Source organism: Burkholderia sp. WAC0059, from assembly GCF_002870125.1.
Taxonomy (GTDB): domain Bacteria; phylum Pseudomonadota; class Gammaproteobacteria; order Burkholderiales; family Burkholderiaceae; genus Paraburkholderia.
The window spans coordinates 139665-162492 of the sequence record NZ_PNEO01000008.1; the positions used below are offsets into that span (position 1 = coordinate 139665).

The 22828-nt window shown below is 68.5% G+C and carries 19 protein-coding genes; 10 read left to right on the plus strand and 9 right to left on the minus strand.

What is annotated here, in order from left to right:
• Positions 1-82: 82 nt before the first annotated feature.
• On the minus strand, positions 83-898 hold the full coding sequence (locus CY652_RS10435; protein ID WP_102130625.1) for a formate/nitrite transporter family protein: 816 nt from the start codon (positions 896-898) through the stop codon (positions 83-85).
• A 368-nt stretch (positions 899-1266) separates the two neighbouring features.
• Here CY652_RS10435 and CY652_RS10440 point away from each other — a divergent pair, with 368 nt between their 5' ends.
• The gene (locus CY652_RS10440; RefSeq protein WP_102130626.1) at positions 1267-1512 is read left to right on the plus strand and encodes a hypothetical protein; all 246 of its coding nucleotides are present in this window, start codon (positions 1267-1269) and stop codon (positions 1510-1512) included.
• Positions 1513-1622: 110 nt separating this feature from the next.
• On the opposite strand, the gene otnI is transcribed toward CY652_RS10440, so the two are convergent.
• The 5 genes from otnI to CY652_RS10465 form a co-directional block, all read right to left on the minus strand.
• Positions 1623-2399 carry a 2-oxo-tetronate isomerase gene (gene otnI, locus CY652_RS10445; RefSeq protein WP_102130627.1) on the minus strand — a complete coding sequence of 259 codons (777 nt, stop codon included), beginning with the start codon at positions 2397-2399 and terminating at the stop codon, positions 1623-1625.
• Positions 2400-2460: 61 nt separating this feature from the next.
• Positions 2461-3129, minus strand: coding sequence for a 3-oxo-tetronate 4-phosphate decarboxylase (gene otnC / locus CY652_RS10450; protein WP_102130628.1), 669 nt, complete (start codon positions 3127-3129; stop codon positions 2461-2463).
• Positions 3126-4427, minus strand: coding sequence for a 3-oxo-tetronate kinase (gene otnK, locus CY652_RS10455; RefSeq protein ID WP_102130708.1), 1302 nt, complete (start codon positions 4425-4427; stop codon positions 3126-3128). The genes otnC and otnK overlap by 4 nt, the downstream gene beginning before the upstream one ends.
• Before the next feature lie 22 nt (positions 4428-4449).
• Entirely contained in the window at positions 4450-5430 is a 981-nt protein-coding gene (denD, locus tag CY652_RS10460; RefSeq protein ID WP_102130709.1) for a D-erythronate dehydrogenase, read from the minus strand.
• Between the two features lie 134 nt (positions 5431-5564).
• Positions 5565-6407, minus strand: a complete 843-nt coding sequence (locus CY652_RS10465) for a FadR/GntR family transcriptional regulator (protein ID WP_102130629.1) — start codon at positions 6405-6407, stop codon at positions 5565-5567.
• Positions 6408-6678: 271 nt separating this feature from the next.
• Between CY652_RS10465 and CY652_RS10470 the strand changes: the two genes are divergently transcribed.
• From CY652_RS10470 to CY652_RS10490, 5 genes are all read left to right on the plus strand, one after another.
• The gene (locus CY652_RS10470) at positions 6679-7986 is read left to right on the plus strand and encodes an MFS transporter (RefSeq protein WP_374703649.1); all 1308 of its coding nucleotides are present in this window, start codon (positions 6679-6681) and stop codon (positions 7984-7986) included.
• Positions 7987-8476: 490 nt separating this feature from the next.
• Complete coding sequence (locus tag CY652_RS10475; RefSeq protein WP_102130631.1) at positions 8477-10084, plus strand: ABC transporter substrate-binding protein; 1608 nt, start codon at positions 8477-8479, stop codon at positions 10082-10084.
• A 70-nt stretch (positions 10085-10154) separates the two neighbouring features.
• Entirely contained in the window at positions 10155-11135 is a 981-nt protein-coding gene (locus CY652_RS10480; RefSeq protein WP_102130632.1) for an ABC transporter permease, read from the plus strand.
• A gap of 49 nt (positions 11136-11184) precedes the next feature.
• The gene (locus CY652_RS10485) at positions 11185-12180 is read left to right on the plus strand and encodes an ABC transporter permease (protein WP_102130633.1); all 996 of its coding nucleotides are present in this window, start codon (positions 11185-11187) and stop codon (positions 12178-12180) included.
• Between the two features lie 13 nt (positions 12181-12193).
• Positions 12194-14050, plus strand: coding sequence for an ABC transporter ATP-binding protein (locus CY652_RS10490; protein WP_102130634.1), 1857 nt, complete (start codon positions 12194-12196; stop codon positions 14048-14050).
• A gap of 111 nt (positions 14051-14161) precedes the next feature.
• Here CY652_RS10490 and CY652_RS10495 read toward each other — a convergent pair whose 3' ends face one another.
• Entirely contained in the window at positions 14162-15445 is a 1284-nt protein-coding gene (locus CY652_RS10495; RefSeq protein ID WP_102130635.1) for an acyl-CoA dehydrogenase family protein, read from the minus strand.
• A 516-nt stretch (positions 15446-15961) separates the two neighbouring features.
• Here CY652_RS10495 and CY652_RS10500 point away from each other — a divergent pair.
• From CY652_RS10500 to bamC, 4 genes are all read left to right on the plus strand, one after another.
• Entirely contained in the window at positions 15962-16528 is a 567-nt protein-coding gene (locus CY652_RS10500) for an acyloxyacyl hydrolase (protein ID WP_102130636.1), read from the plus strand.
• Between the two features lie 214 nt (positions 16529-16742).
• Positions 16743-17603, plus strand: coding sequence for a D-amino-acid transaminase (locus CY652_RS10505; protein WP_102130637.1), 861 nt, complete (start codon positions 16743-16745; stop codon positions 17601-17603).
• Positions 17604-17723: 120 nt separating this feature from the next.
• On the plus strand, positions 17724-18290 hold the full coding sequence (locus CY652_RS24435; protein ID WP_180970518.1) for a hypothetical protein: 567 nt from the start codon (positions 17724-17726) through the stop codon (positions 18288-18290).
• Positions 18291-18542: 252 nt separating this feature from the next.
• Complete coding sequence (gene bamC, locus CY652_RS10515; protein ID WP_102130638.1) at positions 18543-19787, plus strand: outer membrane protein assembly factor BamC; 1245 nt, start codon at positions 18543-18545, stop codon at positions 19785-19787.
• A gap of 98 nt (positions 19788-19885) precedes the next feature.
• On the opposite strand, the gene CY652_RS10520 is transcribed toward bamC, so the two are convergent.
• Both CY652_RS10520 and CY652_RS10525 read right to left on the minus strand, forming a co-directional pair.
• On the minus strand, positions 19886-20824 hold the full coding sequence (locus CY652_RS10520; protein WP_102130639.1) for a DMT family transporter: 939 nt from the start codon (positions 20822-20824) through the stop codon (positions 19886-19888).
• 251 nt (positions 20825-21075) lie between these two features.
• Positions 21076-22674 (minus strand): L-lactate permease, encoded by a 1599-nt coding sequence (locus CY652_RS10525; RefSeq protein ID WP_102130640.1) that lies wholly within the window; start codon positions 22672-22674, stop codon positions 21076-21078.
• Positions 22675-22828: the final 154 nt, after the last annotated feature.

Here is a 22828-nt window from a genome sequence, read left to right on the forward strand (position 1 = left end):
AAGCCGGCCCTCTTTCTTTACGGCAGCGCTCCGGTCTTCACCGCTCCGTGCGCCGGCGCGGCGAAGAGGACGCGCGGGATGCTCAGTTCACGCTGGCGTTGCTCGTCGCGGGCAGACGGGCCTTCGACGGGTGGCCGATGCCGCCTTCCTGGAGCCAGTAGCCGAGGCCCATGAAGATCGCGCCGCCGGCGAGGTTGCCGAGCGTCACGAAGATTTCGTTGTGCACGGCGCCGGCGAACGTTATGGTGGCCGGATGGTCGCCGATCAGCGCGAGCGCGAACACGAACATGTTCGCGACGCTGTGCTCGAAGCCGCTGGCCACGAACGCGAACACCGGCCAGAAGATCAGGCCGAGCTTGGCGCCGTCGTTGTTGGTGCGCGCGGCCATCCAGATCGCGAGGCAGACGAGCCAGTTGCAGAGCAGCCCGCGCGAGAACAGCGCGAGGCCCGAGGCGCTCATCTTCGCTTCGACGGCCTTGAAGAACGTGTCGGCACCGTCGGTCAGCAGCACGCCGCCGCCGGCCGCATGCAGGATCACGGCGAGGATGACCGCGCCGATCAGGTTGCCGATCCAGCAGACGACCCACACCAGCACCACGCCGCCGAGGCCCGTTTCGCCGCGGAAGAGCGCGAACGGCATATACATGGCCGTGCCGGTGAAGAGGTCCGAACCCGCGAACACGACGATCGTCAGCGCGCAGGCGAACACGGCGCCCATGATCAGGTGGGCGTAGGCCGGGCCGACGTGCGAGCCGACCGAGAACATCAGGATGTCGCCGAAGCCGATGTAGGCCCCGGCCATGGCGGCGCCGATCAGGAAGGCGATCGGCGAGCGCAGGATCGCCTCGGCTTTGTGGGCGCCTACCTTGGCGAATTTGTCGATGCTGTCTGCGTACATTACTGCTCCAGAAATAGGTTGAATCCTTCGACCGTCATATTGTGCGTCAAAGGGTCGCGCGGCTAATGATAAGTCGGCCGGCATCGCTTGCCTCCAACAAATCGCGGCTGGACCCGTCTGGTTCGGACTGTGCTCCTTTTTCTTTACGAATTCTGTAATCCTTTTATGCCGAAATGATGCGTAAGACCAACGCGGCGAGGCCCGGCCGGCGAGTCTGAAAGGGGCCGGAATGGGGCCGGAAATGCATCCGGCAGGCCGCCCGGAACATGCCGTTCGGGCCGGGTTCGGGTGGGCGATTCGCCGGCGGGGGCGGGAGAGCGCGGCATCGTGTCACAATCGTCCGGATCTCTTCGAACGATGGGGCTTCCATGAGCGCGAAAGACATCGAGAACCGCTTCAACTATCTGCTGGGCCGCATCACGGCGCTGGAGCTGTTGACGGCCGGCATGCTGGCTACGGCGGACGAGGAGCGTCGCAAGGTCGCCGCGGCGTATCTGGAAATGGCTTATGTCGGCGGGCTGAACTCGAACGTATCCGAGCACCTGCTGAAGGGCTTTCGTTCGACTAAGGAAAACCTGCTGAGCCGCCTGTCGGAGCCGCCCGACGGATCGTGAGCGAAGGGGGGCGGTTAGGGCCGCCTTGCGCCGCCGCGTGCCGGAGCGCACGGCGGCAACCGTGCCGGGCGGCATCGTTTACCGCTTTATAGCCTGTTTTTCTACCCGTTTCATTGCCATTCGCGCAGCCAGCCGAGTCCTTCCGAGGTCTTGCCCTTCGGAATGTATTCGCAGCCGACCCAGCCCGCGTAGCCGAGCTCGTCGATGAGCCCGAGCAGATAACGATAGTTGACCTCGCCCTCGTCGGGCTCGTGGCGGTCCGGCACGCCGGCGATCTGGATGTGGCCGACGTTGGGCATCGTCTGCCGCAGCTTCGCCGCGAGGTCGCCCTCGACGATCTGGCAGTGGTACAGGTCGAACTGCACCTTGAGGTTCGGCGCGCCCGCGTCGCGGCAAACCTGATGCGCGTCGTCCTGGCGGTTCAGGAAGTAGCCGGGCATGTCGCGCGTGTTGATCGGCTCGATCACGACAGTGAGGCCGTGCGCGGCCGCTTCCTTCGCGGCGTAGGCGAGATTGCCGACGTAGACGTCGCGGTGCCGCGCGCGGTCGTCGTTCGCCCCGAGGAGGCCGGCCATCACGTGGATCCGGTCGTTGCCGAGCGCCTGCGCGTAGGCGAGGGCCGTTTCGATGCCGCGCCGGAACTCGTCCTCGCGGCCCGGCAGCGAGGCGATGCCGCGCTCGCCCTTCGCCCAGTCGCCGGGCGGAGCGTTGAACAGCGCCTGCGTGAGGCCGTGCTCGTGCAGCCGCGCGGCGAGGTCCGCCGCGGCGTAGTCGTAGGGGAACAGGTACTCGACGCCCTTGAAGCCGTCGGCGGCTGCGGCGCCGAAACGTTCGAGGAAGTCGTGTTCGCGGTACATCATCGTCAGGTTGGCGGCAAAGCGTGGCATGGTCGTCGGTTTCCGTATGCGGTTGAAGGGCCGGGCGCGGCGGCGGGCGGTGTCCGCGCCGCTACCAGCGCGCGCCGAAGGTCGTGCGCAGCTCGTCGATCTGCGCGTCGGTGAGCGGGGCCGGGCGCGGCTCCGTCATGAGCCACAGGCTCGCGGTTTCCTCTAGTTCCTCGAGCGCCCAGGCGGCCTGCGAGACGCTCGTTCCCCAGACCACCGGACCGAGCCGCTCCAGCAGCACGCCGCGCACTTCGTTGGCGAGCGTGCGCACGCGCTCGGCGACGGCCGGATCGCCGGGACGGTGATACGGAATGAGCGGCAGATGGCCCACCTTCATCACGTAGTAGGGCGTAATGGGCGGCAGCACGTCGGTTTCGCGCCAGACGCCCGCGAGCGTCAGCGCGACGAGGTTCGTCGAGTGCGTATGCACGACGCCGTGCATGTCGGGATTGTGGTCGTAGACGCTGCGATGCAGCGCGAGCGTCTTGGACGGCTTGTCGCCGCTCACCCAGCGGCCGTCGCGATCGACCTTCGAGATGGCGGCCGGATCGAGATGGCCGAGGCAGGCGTCGGTCGGCGTGATGAGCCAGCCGTCGTCGAGCCGCGCGCTGATGTTGCCGGCCGAGCCGACCGTGTAGCGGCGCGAGTAGAGATCGGCACCGATGCGGGCGATCTCCTCGCGCAGCCGGTTTTCGGCCGTGACGCCGGAAGCGGGAGTGGACGGTGCGTTCATGAGTGGTGGTGAGCGAGCGAGTCGAATTGCGCCAGCGCCTTTTCGAAGAAAGCGGTGGTCCCGAAGTTGCCGGACTTCAGCGCGAGGGCGAGCGGCGTTTTGCCGGGCGCGACGGTCCAGGGCACGCCCGGATCGATTTGCGGCCCGATCTGCAGCGCCTTGACGTCGAGCGCCTGGACGGTGGCGCCCGAGGTCTCGCCGCCGGCGACGACGAAGCGGCGCACGCCCGCGTCGAAGAGGCCGCGCGCGACGCCGGCGAGCGCCGCCTCGACGAGCGCGCCCGAGGCGGCCACGCCGAGCTGCTGCTGCACGGCGCCCACCTCGTCGGGGGCGCTCGTCGCGTAGACCAGCACGGGCTCGCGTTGCAGATGCTGCGCGGCGAACGCGAGCGCCTCGTCGACGACGGGCTGGCCGTTCGCGAGCGCGAGCGGATCGACGCGAAAGGCCGGCCGGCCCGCGTTGCGCCAGTGCTCGACCTGGGCCTGCGTCGCGCGCGAGCAACTGCCCGAGAGCACGGCGGAAAGCCCGTCGACGGCCGGCAGCCGTTCGGCGTCGGCCGCCTTCGGCAGCAGGCCCGCGCGCGCGAAGTTGCCGGGCAGGCCGAGCGCGAGGCCCGAGCCGCCCGTGAGCAGCGCGTCGTCGGCGCAGGCTGCGCCGAGCGTGTACAGGTCGGCGTCCGAGATCGCGTCGGCGATCGCGAGACCCACGCCCTCGTCGAGGAGCGCCGCGCGCGCGGCCGCGACGGCCTGCGGACCCTGCTGCACCGCGTCGTAGCGCAGCAGGCCGACCTTCGTCGCGGTCTGCCGTTGCAGCACGCGCACGAGGTTCGCGTCGGTCATCGGCGTGAGCGGATGGTTCTGCATGCCCGATTCGTTGAGCAGCAAATCGCCGACGAACAGGTTGCCGCGATAGACGGTGCGGCCGTTCTCGGGAAACGCCGGGCAGGCGATGGCGAAGCGCGTGCCGAGCGCGTGCATCAGCGCCTCGGCGACGGGCCCGATGTTGCCTTCGTCGGTCGAATCGAAGGTCGAGCAATACTTGAAGTAGAACTGCCGGCAGCCGAGCTTCTGCAGCCAGGCGAGCGCGGCGAGCGATTCGGCGACGGCCTGTTCGCGCGGCGCGGTGCGCGACTTCAGCGCGACGACGACGGCCTCGGCCGGCACGTCGAGCGGCGCGTCGGGCACGCCGATGGTCTGCACGGTGCGCATGCCGCCGCGCACGAGCATGTTCGCGAGGTCGGTGGCGCCGGTGAAGTCGTCGGCGATGCAGCCGAGCAGGGCGGTGGACGGTTGGGTCATGATCGGCACTCGATTCGGCGGCTTACGCGGCGACGGCCGGATTTTCCGCGATGAACGCGCGGACCACGTCGTCGAAGCCCTCGTCGAAGACGAAGCCGAGCGCGCGCGCGTAGTCGGCCGAGAAGTTGCCGGGCCACGAGTTGACGATGCGCTCGACGGCCGGGTCGCGCTCGAACTTCACGCGCCGCGCGACGTCGTCGCCGGCCACGCGCCGCAGCGAGGCGAGCATCGCTTCGACCGAAATCGACAGGCCCGGCATGTTGATGACGCGCCCCTTCGCGAGGCGCTCGCCGGACAGGTCGTGCCCGTGAATCAGGTTGTCGATGGCGCGGTTCGGCGACATCAGCCACAGCACGGTGTCGGGCGCGACCGGGCAGACGGCGTCGACGCCGTTGACCGGCTCGCGGATGATGCCGCTCGCGAAGCTCGACGCCGCGCGGTTCGGCTTGCCGGGGCGCACGACGATGGTCGGCATGCGCAGGCTGCGGCCGTCGACGTAGCCGCGCCGGCTGTAGTCGGCGAGCAGCAGGTCGGCGAGGGCCTTTTCCGTGCCGTACGAGCTTTGCGGCGCCCAGACCTGGCTGTCCTCGACGGTGGCGGGCAGCGCGCCGCCGAACACGGCGACGGAGCTCGTCATCACGAAGCGCGCTTTCGTGCCGAGCGAGCGGATGCGTTCGAGCACGGCGCGCGTCGCGTCGAAGTTGATCTTCAGGCCGAGGTCGAAGTCCTGCTCGGCCTGGCCCGACACGATGGCGGCGAGGTGGAACACGCTCGCCGTCTCGGCGGTCACGAGCTTTTCGAGCTGGGCGGGGTCGGTGATGTCGCCCGCGACGGGGCGCACGCGCGGGTCGTCGATGCCGGCGAGCGGCACGACGTCGAACGCGGTGATCTGTTCGATGGGTTCGGCGCGTCCCGACGGACCCGCGAGTTCGCCGCGCGCGAGCAGTGCGCGAATCAGCCGTTGTCCGAGAAAGCCCGCTGCGCCTGTTACCACGATCTTCATGTCTGTCTCCATGGCCCGAGGCGGCGAGGAGCGCCGCCTTCAAAGTTGTATGATGATCTTATATGAGGCCGGCGCGCGAGGCAAACATGCCGGACGCGTCAGCCCGGTTTTTTCGTGCTGTGCCGCCGCATTTTTCAGTTGCGCGGCTTCTTCTTCGCCGTCGGTTTCTTCTCGTTGATTTCTTCGTTAAGGAGCGGTTGCGCGGCGGCCGTGCCGCCCGTCGCCCAGAACGACGGATCGGCCTCCTGGATGCGCCGGCCCGCGTTGTCGATGTGGGTGAGCGCGGCGCGGCGCGCCGCGAGCGGGTCTTGCGCCGCGATGGCCTCGAAGATCGCGCTGTGCTCGTCGCGCACCTGCGCCGAGAAGTCGTCGCGGCGTGCCTCGTTGGTCCGCGTCACGCGGATCGCCGCGTGAGTGAACTGGCTGATGAATTCGAGCAGCGACGGGTAGAGCGGATTGCCCGTCGCGCGCGAGATCGCGATGTGGAACGCGAGGTCTTCGTCCACGCCGTCGCGCTGCTTTTTCGCGGCGGCTTCGATGGCGGCGAGCGCGCGGCGGATGTCGGCGAGTTGCGCGCGCGTGCGCCGCTGCGCGGCAAGCGCCGCTGCTTCGGCCTCGATGCCGCGGCGCAATTCGGTGACGCGCAGCACGGCCTCGACGGAATCCTTCGGGTCGATGTCGAGCCGGAACGCCGTGGTGCGATTGGGTTCGCGCACCACGGTGCCGCTGCCCTGGCGGACTTCGACGAGGCCGTCCGACTTCAGGCGCGAGATCGCCTCGCGCACGACGGTGCGGCTCACGCCGAAGCGCTCGGAGATGACCTGCTCGGTCGGCATGCGCGCGCCGGCCGGAAATTCGCCGTTGCGAATCTTCTCGAGCAGCACGGCAGTCACGCGGTCGGCGAGCGTGCCGCCCGTCGTGATCTTCGGCGGGTCGAACGCGACGGACGGGTTGGACGGGGGAGGGGAAATACCCATGGCGGAGGCGGACTGGCGTTGATCCTGCGTTGATTCGATCGTTTTGACGGTGCGTTGACACGTTATCACTTTTTACCTATGATCGACCACGCATCACGTACTATGTATGCTCATCATACAAATATAGGCGTACATAGGGATAGACGTAGATAGCAGAATGCGGAACCGCAGAAGGTCGGTAGCGGACGCGACGCGACGGATTCGCGCGCTCCGCGACCGGGTCAGAGAAATAGACGGCGGCCTGCCGGGGCCGCCCAGGAGACAGGCAGTGCTGAACGATTCACTTCAAACCGCGGCGCCGGTCGGCCCGCAGGCGCTCGAGGCGCGAACCTATTCGAAAGTCACCTGGCGCATCGTGCCGTTCCTGATGCTCTGCTACCTCGTGGCGTATCTGGACCGCGTCAACGTCGGCTTTGCGAAGCTGCAGATGTCCGCCGACCTGCATTTTTCCGACGCGGTCTACGGTTTCGGCGCCGGCATTTTCTTCATCGCATACTTCATCCTCGAGATTCCGAGCAACGTGATCCTGCACCGGGTCGGCGCGCGGCTCTGGATGGCGCGCATCATGATCACGTGGGGCGTGATCTCGTCGGCCATGGTGTTCGTCACCACGCCGATGAGCTTCTACGTGATGCGTTTCCTGCTCGGCCTCGCCGAAGCGGGCTTCTATCCGGGCGTGATCCTCTATCTCTCGTACTGGTATCCGTCGCACCGGCGCGGCAAGATGTTCGCCGCGTTCGCGGTGGCCGTGCCGCTCTCGGGGCTCATCGGCGGCCCGCTCTCGGGCATCGTGCTGCACTCGTTCAGCGGCTGGCTCGGCCTCGCGGGCTGGAAGTGGCTGTTCTTCATCGAAGGGCTGCCCTCGATCGCGGTCGGCATCGCCGCCATCTTCGTGCTGACCGACGGCATCAGCAAGGCGAAGTGGCTCACGGACGACGAGCGCGGGCTGCTCGAAGCCGAAATTCGCGCCGACTCGGCGCACAAGGGCGAGCACTCGCTGCTGCAGGTCTTCACGAACGCTCGCGTGTGGCTGCTCACGGTCATCTACTTCTGCATGATCTGCGGTTTCTATACGGTCGGTTTCTGGCTGCCGACGCTCATCAGTTCGACGGGCGTGAAGGACCCGCTCCAGATCGGCCTGCTCACCGTGATTCCTTACGGCGCGGCGGCGGTGGCGATGCTGCTCATCTCGCGCAGCGCGGACCGTCGGCGCGAGCGCCGCTGGCATCTCGCGCTCACGGCGGTGGTCGGCGGTGTGGGCCTGATTCTCTCGGCCGCGTTCGGCAACCAGCCGGCGCTCGCGATGGTGGGCCTCACGCTCGCGGCCATCGGCGGCCTGAGCACGCTGCCGCTGTTCTGGAGCCTGCCGACCTCGTTTCTCGGCGGTTCGGCCGCGGCCGCGGGCATCGCGCTCATCAACTCGTGGGGCAATCTGGCCGGCTTCGTCAGCCCCTATGTGATCGGTTTCATCAAGGACGTGACGAACAGCACAAATCTCGGGCTCTACGTCATGGCCGGGGCGCTCTTCGTCGGTGCGCTGCTGACGTTCGCCGTGCCGGCTCGCGTGGTGAACCGCTGATCATGACAAAGCCGGATGCGCGCAACGGCGCGTATCCGGTCCGATTCCGAAAAGCCCTGTTTTCAGGGCTTTTTCGTTTTTCCCGGGCAGTTTTCCTGCGCTTCTTCCTCTGCTTTTTCCTTTCTCGCCGAGCGCCGATATCCGGCGGTCGGCTGCCACATCTTGCTCGCGTAAGTCGCGCGTAAGTCGTTCGTTACCCGCCATCGATCGAGCGGCGCGGTGGGCACATGATCCCGTGCCGGGTCGTGGCCGGGCCATAGCCGGGTCATAGCCGACTCATGGTCGATTCATGCCCGGGGGCGGCCAGCGGTTGTCGTGACCCCGCCTAGTCCAGTTCCGCTCATATCCATATCAGCATGTATTCGTTCGCCGGCCGTGCTGCCATTGCTACGATCTGCGTTCTCGAACGCCGGGGGCGCCTCGACGCTTCCGGCAACGCGTCCATCGACCGCCAGCTTGTCCTGACGGCCCCACACAGGAAAATTCGCAGATGTCCGGCTTGACCCGACGAGAATTCATGCTTGCTTCCGGCGCCGCGCTCGCGGCGACGGGGCTGCCGTCCGTTGCCCATGCGCAGGGCGCCGCCGCGCTCACGCCGCGCCGCGGCGGCACGCTCAACGTTCTCATCAATCCCGAGCCGCCGGTCCTCGTGTCGATTTTCCAGACCACGGGTCCGGCGCTCGCGGTCAGCTCCAAGGTGCTCGAAGGGCTGCTCGAATACGACTTCGACATGAGCCCGCGGCCGCAACTCGCCACGGCCTGGAACGTGAGTCCCGATGGCCTGAAGTACACGTTCACGCTACGCCGCAACGTCCGCTGGCACGACGGTCAGCCGTTCACGTCCGCCGACGTGGCATTCTCGATCGGGCTTCTGAAGACCATCCATCCGCGCGGGCGCAGCACCTTCGCGAACGTGACGCACGTGACGACGCCCGATGCGCAGACCGTCGTGATCGAGCTCTCGAAGCCCGCGCCGTATCTGATCAAGGCGTTCGCGGCCGGCGAATCGCCGATCGTGGCGCGTCACCTCTACGACACCGGCGATCCGCTGACGAACCCGCACAACAACGCGCCCATCGGCACCGGGCCGTACCGCTTCGTTTCGTGGACGCGCGGCGCGAGCATCGTCTACGAGCGCAATCCCGACTACTGGGCGCCGGGCAGGCCCTACATCGACCAGCTCGTCTACAAGGTGATTCCCGACGGCGCGGCGCGTTCGGCCGCGTTCGAGACGGGCGCGCTCGATCTGGGCAGCGAGGACCCGGTCCCGCTCAGCGACTTGCCGCGTCTCGTCCAGTTGCCGCAGTTGAGCGTCGAGACGCGCGGTTACCGCTTCCTCGAGCCGCTCTTCGAGATCGATTTCAACCTCCAGCATCCGGTGCTCAAGGACCTGCGCGTGCGCCAGGCGATCGCGCACGCCATTGATCCGCGCGTGATCCAGCGCACCGTCGCCTACGGCTACGCCGACATCTCGCCGACGCCGATCACGCCGTCCTCGCCCTATCACGACCCGACGCTGCCGCCCTACGGCTTCGATCCGGCGCAGGCCGAAAAGCTGCTCGACGCGGCCGGCTATCCGCGCAAGGACGGCGGCGTGCGCCTGAGCCTCACGCACGACTATCTGCCCTACGGCGACATGCTTCCGCGCCAGGCCGAGTACGTGAAGTCGGCGCTCGAGCGCGTCGGCATCGACGTGACCGTGCGCGCGCAGGACCTGCCCGCGTTCCTCAAGCGCGTTTATACGGACCGCGCGTTCGACTTCGCCAGCAACGGCGTGAACACGCTGTTCGATCCGGCCGTCGGCGTGCAGCGCCTGTACTGGTCGCAGAACATCCGCATCGGCGTGCCGTTCTCGAACGCGCCGCATTACAGCAACCCGCAGGTCGACCAGTTGCTGGAGCAGGCCTCGGTCGAGACCGACGAGCAAAAGCGCGTCGCGCTCTACCGGCAGTTCCAGCAGATCGTCTACCGCGACCTGCCGATCCTGAACCTCGTGGCGCCGCGCATGGTCACGCTCGCGAACCGCCGCGTGCACGACCACACGGTGTCGGCGCAGGGGCTCGAGGGCAATCTCTCGGGCGTCTGGCTGTCGGCTTGAGCCCCGGACCGAGACCCGGCCCGAACCGCGCTCGACCGACGCCCGCGACACGAAAGGACGAGGACACACGATGAGCCGCTCATCCCGCTTCGGCGCCACGCTGCGACGTACCGTCTGGCAGGCGGTGCCGACGGTGCTCGGTATCGTTGTGCTGAACTTCTTCCTGCTCAAGCTGATGCCCGGCGACGCCGCCGACGTGATCGCCGGCGAGTCGGGCTCGGCGACGGCCGAAACCATGCGCGCGCTGCGCGCGAAGTTCGGCCTCGACCAGTCGCTGCTGCACCAGCTCGGCCACTACCTCGACAATCTCGCGCATCTGAGCCTCGGCTATTCGCCGCGCTTCGACGCGCCCGTCATGCAGCTCATCATGGAGCGGCTGCCCAACACGCTGCTGCTGATGGGCGTGGCGCTCGGCTTCGCGATCGTCGTCGGCGTGACGCTCGGCGCCGTGATGGCGCACTGGGCCGGCAAGTGGCCCGACCGCGTGCTCTCGGTGCTCGCGCTCGTCTTCTACTCGACGCCGGGCTTCTGGATCGGGCTGCTTGCCATCGTGTTCTTCTCGGTGCGGCTTGGCTGGCTGCCGAGCGGCGGCAACGTCACGATCGGCGCGTCGCTGCACGGTTCCGCGCGCTTCGCCGACATGGCAAAGCACGTCGTGCTGCCGGCGCTCACGCTCTCGACGTTCTTCATCGCCATCTACGCGCGGCTCACGCGCGCGGCGATGCTCGAAGTGCAGCGTCAGGACTTCGTGCGTACGGCGCAGGCCAAGGGGCTGCATCCGTGGCGCGTCACCGTGCGCCACGTGCTGCGCAACGCGCTCGTGCCGCTCACCACGCTGGCCGGCCTGCATTTCGGCACGCTGCTCGGCGGCGCGGCCGTCACCGAGACCGTCTTCAGTTGGCCCGGGCTCGGGCGGCTCGCGCTCGACGCCGTGATGGCGCGCGACTTCGGCGTGCTGCTCGGCGTGCTGTTGCTCTCGTCGCTGCTCGTGATCGTCGCGAACGCGGCGGTCGATCTGCTGCAGGCGTGGCTCGATCCGCGCATCGGCTGAGCCCGACGCCATCGAGCCCGCACATTCCGTATTTCCGAAAGGAGCGGCCATGCCTCCCGATTCTCCCGATCTGCTTTCCCGGGGCGAGGACGCGCCCGCCGGCCTGTCCTGGCGGTTGCAACTGCTCGGCGCCGTGCTCGGCAGCCGGTTCGTCGCGCGCCTCGGTGCGCGTGAGGCGCAGGCCGCCGCGGCCGGATCGCTGCGCGCCTCGCGCGGCGTCTGGCACGCGCTCTTGCGCAATCCGTCGGCGCTCGCCGGGCTGATCCTGCTCGCCGTCATCGTGTTCGTCGCCGCGACCGCGGGACATTTTTTCCCCGGCGATCCGCTCGACATGGTGGCCGCGCCGTTCGAATGGCCGGGCACCGATCCGCAGTACTGGCTCGGCACCGACTCGATGGGTCGCGACGTCGCGGCCGGCATCGCGCACGGCGCGCGCGTCTCGCTCGCGATCGGCGTGTCGGCGGCCGTGATCGGGCTCGTCATCGGCACGCTCGTCGGCGCGCTCGGCGGCTTCTTCGGCGGTCTCGTCGACAACGTGCTGGTGCGCCTGACCGAGCTGTTCCAGACCATCCCGACGTTCCTGCTCGTCATCGTGATCGTCGCGATCGGGCATCCGGTCGTGACGATCATCACGCCGGCCATCGGCATCGCGTCGTGGCCGACGGTCGCGCGGATCGTGCGCGCCGAGTTCCGCACGCTGCGCGAGGCCGATTTCGTGCTCGCCGCGCGCAGCCAGGGGTTCGGCAACGCGCGGATCATTTTCGGCGAGATCCTGCCGAACGCGCTGCCGCCCATCATCGTCACGGCGTCGGTGATGGTGGCGAGCGCGATCCTGATCGAGTCGTCGCTGTCGTTTCTCGGCATGGGCGACCCGAACGTCGTGACCTGGGGCTCGATGATCGGCGACGGCCGCGACTCGCTGCGCACGGCGTGGTATCTGACCGCGATTCCGGGCGGGGCCATCGTCGTGGCCGTGCTCGCGCTGAATCTGCTCGGCGACGGGCTCAACGACGCGCTCAATCCGCGTCTGCGCCGGCGCGCCTGACGGAGGAAAGTCAATCATGAAGCTGCTTGAAGTGCACGATCTGCGGGTGCGTTTCGGCGATCACCTCGCGGTGCGCGGCGTCGATTTCGACATCGCCGAGGGCGAGACGCTGGCGCTCGTCGGCGAATCGGGCTCGGGCAAGTCGGCGAGCGCACTCTCGCTGCTTCAGCTCGTGCCCGAACCGGGCCGGGTGAGCGGCAGCGTACGCTTCGCGGGCCGCGAGCTGCTCGGGCTGGCGCCGCGCGAAGTGCGCGCGCTGCGCGGCCGCGAAATCTCGATGATCTTCCAGGAGCCGATGACCTCGCTCAATCCCGTGCTGACGGTCGGCGCGCAGATCGTCGAGGTGCTGCGCCAGCACGAGCCGCTTTCGAAGGCCGCCGCCTGGGCGCGCGCGGTGGAACTGCTCGATCTCGTGCGCGTGCCGCAGCCGCAGCAGCGCGTGCACAGCTACGCGCACGAGCTGTCGGGCGGCCAGCGCCAGCGCGTGATGATCGCGATGGCCGTGGCCTGCCGCCCGCGACTGCTGATCGCCGACGAGCCGACCACGGCGCTCGACGCGACCATCCAGGCGCGCGTGCTGGAACTGCTCGACACGCTCAAGCGCGAGCTGTCGATGGCGCTGCTGCTGATCACGCACGATCTCGGGCTCGTCGCGGCCCACGCGGATCGCGTCGCCGTGATGCTGGCCGGCCGCAAGGTCGAGGAGGCCAGCGTCGGGCAGCTCTTCGGCTCGCCGCAACATCCGTATACGCGCGCGCTGCTCGACGCGTCGCTCAATCTCGACGACGAACTGCACTATCGCTCGGCAACGCTGCCCGAGATTCGGCATCACGCGGGCCAGACGGGCGACGAGCCCGCGTTTACCGTGGTGCCGCGCCGGCCTCGCGAGGGGGCGCTTGCGCAGGCAGAGGACCGGCCGGCCGGGACGGGGCCGGCGATCGGGCTGGTGCCGGCAGCGGAAGCGCCGGACGGCGTGGCGTACGCGGCGCCGGCTTCGGCGGACACCGCATCTGCCAACGGCCCGGCGAACCCGGGCGGCGCGGCGGACCTCGCGCATGGTCCCGTTGCCGTGCCGTCGCCCGTGCCTGTGCTCGACGTCCAGCACCTGCGCGTGACCTATCCGCAGCGCGGCGGCGGCGCGCCTCTGCACGCCGTCGACGACGTCTCGCTGCAGATCGGCCGCGGCGAGACGCTCGGCCTCGTCGGCGAGTCGGGTTGCGGCAAGTCCTCGCTCTCGCGCGCGATCCTGCGGCTCGTGGCGCCGTCGGGCGGACGCATCCTGCTGCACGGCACCGATCTCGTGCCGCTCGCCGAGCGCGAGCTGAGGCCGTTGCGCCGGCACGTGCAGATGGTGTTCCAGGACCCTTACGCGTCGCTGAACCCGCGCCGCACGATCGGCCAGATTCTCGATACGGTGCTCGTCGTCAACGGCGTGTCGGACCGCGCGCAGCGGACCCGCCGCATCGCGACGATGCTCGATCGCGTGGGGCTGCCGCAGGCGGCGGCGCGGCGCTTCCCGCACGAGTTCTCGGGCGGTCAGCGTCAGCGCATCGGCATCGCGCGCGCGCTGATTCTCGAACCTGATCTCGTGATCTGCGACGAGCCCGTGTCGGCGCTCGACGTCTCGATCCAGGCGCAGATCCTGAACCTGCTCGTCGAGCTGAAGGAAGCGCTCGGGCTTTCGTATCTGTTCATTTCGCACGACCTCTCGGTGGTCCGCTACATCGCCGACCGAGTGCAGGTCATGCAGCGCGGGCGCATCGTCGAGACCGGCGCGTTCCCCGACCTCTGGCGCGCGCCGCAGCATCCCTATACGCGCATGCTGCTCGACGCGATTCCGGGACGCGGAGCGTCGGCCCGCGCGGCCTGACCATCCTCTGCCCCCTCCGGTTTCTTCCGTAACGAAACGGGCCGCCTGCCGCAAAGACCTTGCGGCAGGCGGCCCGTTTTCGCCGTCAGTCACTGACCGGTTAAATCGCTGTCATGCCGCGCGGGCCGTGCCGGAAGGCACGACGTTGAAGCGCTCGTCGTGGCCTTCCCCGTTCAGATAGAAGTTGCCGATGACGGCCTCGCGCAGCGTCGCCGGGTTGTGCGAGGCGAGCACGCGCGCGTTGCGCCAGTAGCGGTCGAAGCGGCGCGTTTCGCTCGTCGCCGAGGCGCCGCCGATCTCGAACAGCAGCGTGCTGGCCTGCAGCGCCTGCTCGATGACGATCTGCTGCGCTTCGAACGCCTGGATGTCGAGGCGCACGTAGGCGCCGGTGTCGGCCCGGCCCGCCGCGCGCGCGGCCGAGATTTCGTCGAGGGCGCGCGCGAGCGTCGAGACGACGGCTTCGGTCGAGTACGCGAGGCTTGCGAGGCGGCCGATCACGCGCTGCACGAGCGGGTTCTCGCGCGGGCTCGACTCGCCCGGCACGCCGAACGTGCGCGTCTTCGTCCGCGTGAAGTCGACCGCGTCGCGCAGCACCGCGCGCGTGATGCCCGCGAGGTTGGCCAGATGCACGATCTGGTAGTACGGCGTGAGCAGCGTGTTGCGGCGCGGCGCGGAGGCGTCGAAGCGGCGGTAGAGCTGCCCGGCGGGCACCACCACGCCGTGAAAGCGCGTCGTGCCGCTGCCCGTCAGGCGCTGGCCGAAGCCGTCCCAGTCGTCGACGAGTTCGAGGCCGGGCGTGCCGGCCTGCACGAGGATGCGCACGTCGGTCTGCCCGTCGTGCGCCGCGACGTCGATCCAGTCGGCATAGATCGAGCCCGTCGTGTAGTACTTTTCGCCGTCGAGCCGCACCGTTCCGTCGCCGTGGGTGACGCGCACGCTGTTGCTGGTGACGGCCGTGCGCTCGGCCACCGCGCCGCCGACGATCTCGCCGCGCGCGATGCGCGAGAACCAGGCTTCGCGCAACGTCTCGTCGTCGCTCTCGATCAGCGCCTCGACGAAGCCGCCGTGAACGCGCAGGATCTGCGGCAGATTCGAATCGGCCTCGCCGAGGCGCACCACGAGCGCGAAGTAGTCGGCGATTCCGACGCCTTCGCCGCCGTATTGCTTCGGCACGCGCAGCCGCGTGAAGCCGGCCTCGCGCAGCCATTGCACGGCCTCGCGGGCCAGTTCGCGCTTGCGTTCGCGCTCGACCGCGCCGGCGGCGATGCGTTCGAAAACCGGCGCGAAGCGCCGGACCAGTTCGTTGTCGCCGAAGAGGCTTGCGGCGTCGGCGACGTCCGGAACGTCGGCATGATACGAGGCGGCGTGCGTGCGGGGGGAGGCGGTAGCGGTCATGGCTCGATCGATTGGGCAAGGTCCGAAACCGATAGCGTGGGCGCTCGCGCGCCGTGCGGCAACGAAGCATTTGTCCGATCGATATCACGCGTTCGCCATGCGGTCGCGCCGTCGCGACAGGGTCATGCCGCGGCCGAGACCCGGCTGCCTGCGAGGAAAAAATGGTCTGGCTAGAATTGCGCTGGCCTCGGGTTTGTCCTGGGGCCCCCGGCATGCGCGAGGTCAGGCCGCGCTGACATCATTCATGTCGGTAACGATGCGTTGTGACTTTGAAGCTTTATCTGCCGCGATGGACCCGCTACGCTTACGGCCGTCCGCCGTCGGGCAGGCGAGGAAAGGGTACAGGAATCGCGTCGGGCAGGCGGCGAACGGTTGGTCGAGGTACGGCGTATCGGCTCGCATCAGGGGCGCCGGGGCGCAGACGGTTCTGGCACATGGGGTGTGGTGCGCCGGCCGCCGGCCTTTTTGCGCACGGGCCGGCGCGCTGCGGGCTATGACTATGTATCGGGGATACTCATGACAGAAAAGAAGTCGGCATGGCGGACAGGGGTAGTGCGCGGCGCGGCCGTGGCGCTGTTCTCGCTTGCTCCTGCGCTCGCCCATGCGGATCAGTTCGGCCTGCAACTGGCCGCCGGCACGGCCGATCACGACGTGAAGAAGCTGGACATCGGCGGCGTGTGGGATCCGGGCCTTAGCTGGTGGCACTTTCTCGGCTTCCACTTCACGGTGGTCGGCGAGGCCCACGTGGCGTACTGGGATCTGGAAGAACGGGGATCGGTCCATCCCGACATCTGGGAGTTCGGGGCGACGCCGGTCTTCCGCATCATCAAGGACGCCGGGTGGATCCGGCCTTACTTCGAAGCGGGCGTGGGCCTGCGCCTGCTCTCGCACGTGCGCGAGACCACGGACCGGACGATGTCGAGCTCGTTCCAGTTCGCGGACATGGTGGGTGTCGGCGCGCAGTTCGGCGATCACCAGAACTACGCGGCCGGCTTCCGCTTCCAGCACCTCTCGAACGCGGGCCTCGAGCGTCCGAATCCCGGCATCAACTTCAGCGAGATCTACCTGCAGTACAACTTCTGATGCTTCTCGCGGGTTGCCGCGCAGGCCCCGCCGGGCCGGCGGCAATTCGCCGGGCCGCGCGGGTTATGGTCCGGCTGCGGTCCGGTAAACGGCCCGCGCGGTTCGCGCCTGCCCGCCCCGCGTCTTCCATCCTCCTTCTCCTGAAAATTGCCTGGCCATAGGCGGCCTTTATCCCGACAATAGCGCTCGTCAACGTTGCGCCGGGGAGGCCCGCTTGTCCAGACAGATCTACGTGAACGGCCGTTTCGTATCCGAAGCCGAGGCGGTGGTGTCCGTGTTCGACCGCGGTTTCCTGTTCGCGGACGGCATCTACGAGGTGAGCGCCGTCGTCGCGCGCCGGCTCGTCGACAATGCGCTCCATCTCGCGCGGCTCGAGCGCTCGCTGGCCGAGGTCGGCATTCCGATGCCGCTCGGGCGCGATGACGTCGCCGGGGTGCAGGCCGAGCTCGTGCGGCGCAACCGTCTCGAGGAAGGGGTGGTCTATCTGCAGGTGACGCGCGGGGCCGCCGAGCGCGACTTCGGCTTCGCGCCCGATCTGAAGCCGAGCTTCGTCGCCTTCACGCAGCAAAAGCCGATTCTCGGGACCGCGTCCGTGCGCGAGGGCATCGCCGTCGGCGTGGAGCCGGACCTGCGCTGGGCGCGGCGCGACATCAAGACCGTGATGCTGCTCACGCAGGTGCTCGCCAAGCAGGCCGTGAAGGCGCGCGGCTTCGGCGAAGCCTGGCTCGTCGAGGACGGCTACGTGACGGAGGGCGCGTCGTCGACGGGATTCGTCGTCACGGCCGACGGCGCGCTGGTGTCGCGCCCGGACTCGCATGCGGTGCTGCCCGGCTGCACGAAGGCGGTGGTGCTCGACCTCGCGCGCGCGGCCGGCCTGCGCGTCGAGGCGCGGCGCTTCACGGTGGAGGAAGCGCAGCAGGCCCGCGAGGCGTTCCTCACGAGCGCGTCGAGCACGATCACGCCGGTCGTGCGCATCGAGGACCGCGTGATCGGCGACGGCCGTCCGGGTCCGCTGACGCTGAGGCTCCAGCAGGCCTATGTCGAGTCGGCCCTGCGCGGTCCCGCGCTTTTCTAGTTTTTTCCGCGGTTCCGGGGCGACTGGCCCGCTCGCCGGGGCAGGGCGGCCGGGTCCGGCGACATGTCGGTCCGCCGCGACCCGTAGGCTACAATTGCGGCTGCTCCGGAACGGACTCCAATGAAGAAAACACGGAATTCATGCGCCGTCGGCCTCGCGGCCATCGTCGCGTTGCTTGCAGGGTGCGCGCAGTACCGCAATCCCGGCGTATGTGAACAGATGATGCGCAGCCAGCTCGCGAAGGTGTCGCAGGACCGGCTGTCCATCACGCACACGGCGACGGCGTGGCAGGGTCAGCGCGTCGTGGTCGAAGGTCAGACCGAGGCGCACGGACAGACCGCGACGCGGACCGGGAGCCAGCCGGCGGCGAGCGCCGCGTCGGCGCCGGTTCCGGCTTCCGCGCCTGCCGCTCCGGCGTCCGCTGCCAGTGCCGCGGGCGCTGCTCAGGACGCCAGCGGGGCGGCGGCAGCGCCGGCGGCCTCGGCCGCTTCAGCCGCTTCAGCCGCTTCGGCGGCGCGGGGGACGAAGCGGGCCGCCCGTGCGCGCCAACCGGTTCGTACGCCCACCGCCGCTGAATGCACGTTCAGCGAGGCCGGCATGACGTCGTTCCGCTGGCTCGCGCCGCCCGCGCTGGCGAAGGCCGCGCCGGTTCATCCGCAGGATGCAGGCGCGCCGGCCGCGCGTTGACCGGCGCAGGCGAGAGGCCGGATCGCTGCGAGCCGACCGGCCGGTCAGGGCACAGGATAACGGCGGGGTAGGGGCAGGATGGCCGCGAGCGGGCAACGTCGTAACGGCAAGCGGATGAAAGCGGGGCCGAATGCGTCGAGATCGGTCGCGAAATGGTGCCGCAGCCGGTTTTTGTACTTTGCGGCATGGGGCCGGTAAAATAGCAGGTTAATCCACGGGAACAGACCGTGGCGTAGCGAGGGATGACCCGAAATGAGTAATTTGCATCAACGCCTTGCCACGCGGGCGGCCGTATTTCTGATGGCAGGCGGGTTGGTCGCGGGCTGCAGCACGCCGTCGACGACGGGCCAAGTCGATTACCGCAGCGATTCGAAGGTCCAGCAGGCCTCGCTGACGGCTCCGCCGAACATGCTCGACGAAAATGCCGACCAGCGCTCGTTGCCGCCGCAGGGCGGCGCGACTTCGCTCTCCGCGCTGCAGCAGGTCCAGGCCACGGCGCCGGCCCCGGACGAAAATACCGTCTTGCCGTCGGTTCCCGGCATGCACATCCAGCGCGACGGCACCGAAAGCTGGCTCGTCATCGACGGTCGCGCGCCGGCCCAGGTCTGGCCGGCGGTTCGCCGCTTCTGGATCGAGCAGGGCTTTCTGCTCGTGGTCGACCAGCGCAACGACGGCGTGATGGAAACGGACTGGAACGAGACGCACCCGCAGATCAACGACGGCATCATCCGCAACACGCTGACCTGGGCGACGGGCAATTCCTACATGACCGCCGAGCGCAACAAGTACCGCACGCGTCTCGAGTCGGCGCCGAACGGCGGCACCTACGTGTTCATCAGCCAGAAGGGGCTGCGCCAGCAGTTGACCGGCCTGAATAACGAGTCTACGACGTGGGTTGCGAAGCCCAACGATCCGGGCCTCGAAATGGAATACCTGAAGCGGCTCATGACCACGCTCGCGAACGCGAAGCCCGGCGTGCCCGACGTGCAGATCGCTGACGCGGCCGTGGCGGCGTCGGCCGCGAAGGCGACGCCGGGCGACGATCCGGCCCGCGCCGCCGAGGCGGCCCAGAACGCCGCGCTCTCGGCGCAGCAGACGGCCGCGGCGGCGCCGGCTCCGGCGGATCCGACGGGCGCGTCGGGAGACGACTACTCGTCAACCGAGATGACGCTCGGCGCGTCCTACGACGACGTCTGGCAGCGCGTCGGAACCGCGCTCAACAATGCGAACTTCACTGTCGACAATAGCGATCACGCGCGCGGGATCTATTACATTCGCTATGTCGATCCGAAGGACATGAGTTCGGACACGCAGGGTTTCTGGAGCCAGGTGGTCCACGGTCACAAGGACAAGGTCGCGAAGCAGTACCGGCTCAACGTGCGCGCGCTGACCGAAACCCAGACGCGCGTGGCCGTGGTCGACGAGAGCGGCAAGGTCGACACCTCGCGGCCGGCCCAGGAAATCATGGCGCTCGTGGAGGGCCAATTGCAGCAATAGGGCCATCGGGGCGCACGGTCTCGCGACGGGGCCGCGACACTTCGCCGGAAACGAAAAACCCGCCTGCGCAAACCGCAGGCGGGTTTTTTTATGTCCCGCTATTTCCCCGTTCCGGGAACTTCGCGTACCCGCCATCGGGGCATGCGCTTCACGACGCCTACGGCGAGGCCGGTGCCGATCAGGATGACGGCGCATCCGGCCAGCATGGCCGGCGCGACCGGTTCGTGCAGGAACAGCGCGCCCCAGAGGATGCCGAACACGGGGATCACGAACGTCACGGTCATCGCGCGAGCCGGGCCGGCCGTCGCGAGCAGATGAAAGTACAGGATGTACGCGACGCCCGTGCAGGCGATGCCGAGCCCCGCGACGGCGCCCCACGCGGACGGGGGCACGGGCGTGGCGGGCCAGGACGCGACGGCGAACGGCAGCAGCACGACGGTGGCGCCCGTCATCGTGCCCGCCGCGACGGTCAGCGCGTCGACGCCCGCCAGATGCCGCTTCGTGTAGTTCGCGGCGATGCCGTAGAGCAGGGTCGCGCCGAGCGCGGCCGCGGCGGCCAGCAGGCCGGCCTCGGGCGGCGCGCTGGCGGAGGCGGGCGGCGCGGCGATCTGTTCCCACACCAGCATCAGCACGCCGGCGAAGCCGATCACGAGCCCGAGGGCGCGCTGTGCGCCGAGCCGGTCCCGGAACCAGACGAACGCGACGAGCGCGCCCCATAGCGGCGTGGTCGCGTTGATGACCGAGGTGACGCCGGCCGGGAGCGTGAGTTCCGCATACGCGAACAGGCAGAACGGCGCGGCCGAGTTCAGGATGCCGACCACGACGAGCGGGAATGCGCGCGCGCGCAGCGTGCGGAGCGTCTCGCGCGCCGGGCGGCGCGCGAACAACACGGCGAGCATGAACAACGCGCCTATGCCGACGCGCAGCGCCATCAGCGGCGCCACGCCGAAAACGCCCGCGCCGACGCGGATGAACAGGAACGAGGCGCCCCACAGGGCGGCGAGAACGAGTAACTGGACCAGATTGGCGGGACGCATCGGAAGACACCGTGAAGGAAGCGCAGGGCGACGACGGCCGGGTACGCCCTGCCGCCGCTTCACGACGCAATCAGGCGGCGGACAACGGGAGCGGGAGCACGCGGCACGATCGTCGTGGCATCCCTATGGTAGACAGTGCGCCCGAGCGCGTAAAACGAGCGATTTTCACGGCTATGTGAGCTGGATTGCCAACGGGCCGGCGCGGCCCGCTGGCGCTTCCCGAGCGTTTCCCGCGCGGGGGTTCCGCCCGGTCAGTGCGGAATCATCCAGGTGAGCACGTGCTGCTGGAACCAGACGAGAATGCCGAGCAGCACGGTAAGCAGGACCGAATGCTTGAAGGTCTTCGCGAACACGTGGCCTTCCTTGCCCTTGTATTCCGTGGTCGCGACGCCGGTCGAGATGTTCTGCGGCGAGATCATCTTGCCCATCACGCCGCCCGACGAGTTCGTCGCGGCCATCAGCACCGGGTTCAGGTTCAGTTGCTGCGCGGCGACCACCTGCAGGTTGCCGAAGAGCGCGTTGCCCGAGGTGTCGCTGCCCGAGAGGAACACGGCCACCCAGCCGAGGAAGGCCGAGACGAGCGGGAAGAACGCGCCGACCGACGCGACGCCGAGCCCGAGCGTGTAGGTGAGCCCCGCGTAGTTCATCAGGAACGCGAGGCCGACGATGGTCGCGACCGTCAGGATGGCGATGCGCGTCTGTACCCAGGTGTCGACGATGGCGGCGCCGAATTCCGACGGCTTCAGGCGCACGACGAACGCGGTGATGATCGCGGCGACGAGGATCGAGGTGCCCGTCGTGAACGGCTGGAAGTCCCACACCGCAGCGTACGGCAGCTTGTAGAGCGTGACGTACACGGCCTTGTCGAGGCCCGGCCACGGCACTTTCACGTCGCCGATCATGTAGACCTTCGCGATGGTCCAGAGGATCACGACCACCGACACGATGAGCCACGGATACCAGCCCTGGACGCCGCTCACTTCGCCGCGCACCTCGTTCGCGCGATCGACCTTGATCTCGAAGCGCGGATCGGGCGCGGGTTTCCAGACGCGCAGGAACGCGACGGTCAGGATCAGCGAGACGAGCGAGGAGAGCACGTCGGTCAGGCTGTAGTTGATGAAGTTGGCCGTGAGGAACTGCGTGAGCGAGAAGCTGCCGCCCGCGACGAGCAGCACGGGCCAGATGCGCAGCATGCCGCGCACGCCGGCGTAGATGCCGATCACGTAGAACGGCAGCAGCAGCGAGAAGAACGGCAACTGTCGGCCGACCATCTGGGCGAGCGATTCGGCCGGCAGGTGGGTGACCGCGCCGAGCACGGTGATCGGCACGCCGAGCGCGCCGAACGCCACGGGCGCGGTGTCGAAGATCAGCGTGAGCGTGAGCGCCTCGAGCGTCGGGAAGCCCAGCATGATGAGCAGCGAACTCGCGATCGCGATCGGCGTGCCGAAGCCCGAGATGCCCTCGAGCAGCGCGCCGAACGAGAAGCCGATCACGACGAGGACGATGCGCCGGTCGTTGGGCAGATTGTCGAGCAGCCACGTGCGGAACGCCTCGAAGCGCCCCGAGCGCAGCGCGATGTTGTAGAGCAGGATGGCCGCGACGACGATCCACATGATCGGCCACAGCGCGAACACGGCGCCCGAGAGGACCGAATCGAAAGCGAGGCCGACCGGAAACTGCCAGACGAAGATCGAGACGATCAGGCCGACCACGAGGCCGGCGAGCGAGGCCTGCCACGCGGGCCGTCTCGCCCAGCCCAGCAGCACGAGGACGGTGACGATGGGCAGCGCTGCCACGATGAACGATGGGAATAGCGAATTGCCGATGGGAGTCAGCAGCTGGTGGAACATCACGTCTCCTTGGTCTTGGTTTGAATCGGCGCGCCGATGGTGCCGGGCGCCGGGGTAGCGTGGTGCTTCGGACGACGGTAACGCGTGCCCGCGCGGCGCGCGTCGACCGGCTTTCGGAATGGCTTTCAACGCCAATTGAATAGGATAGGAAACC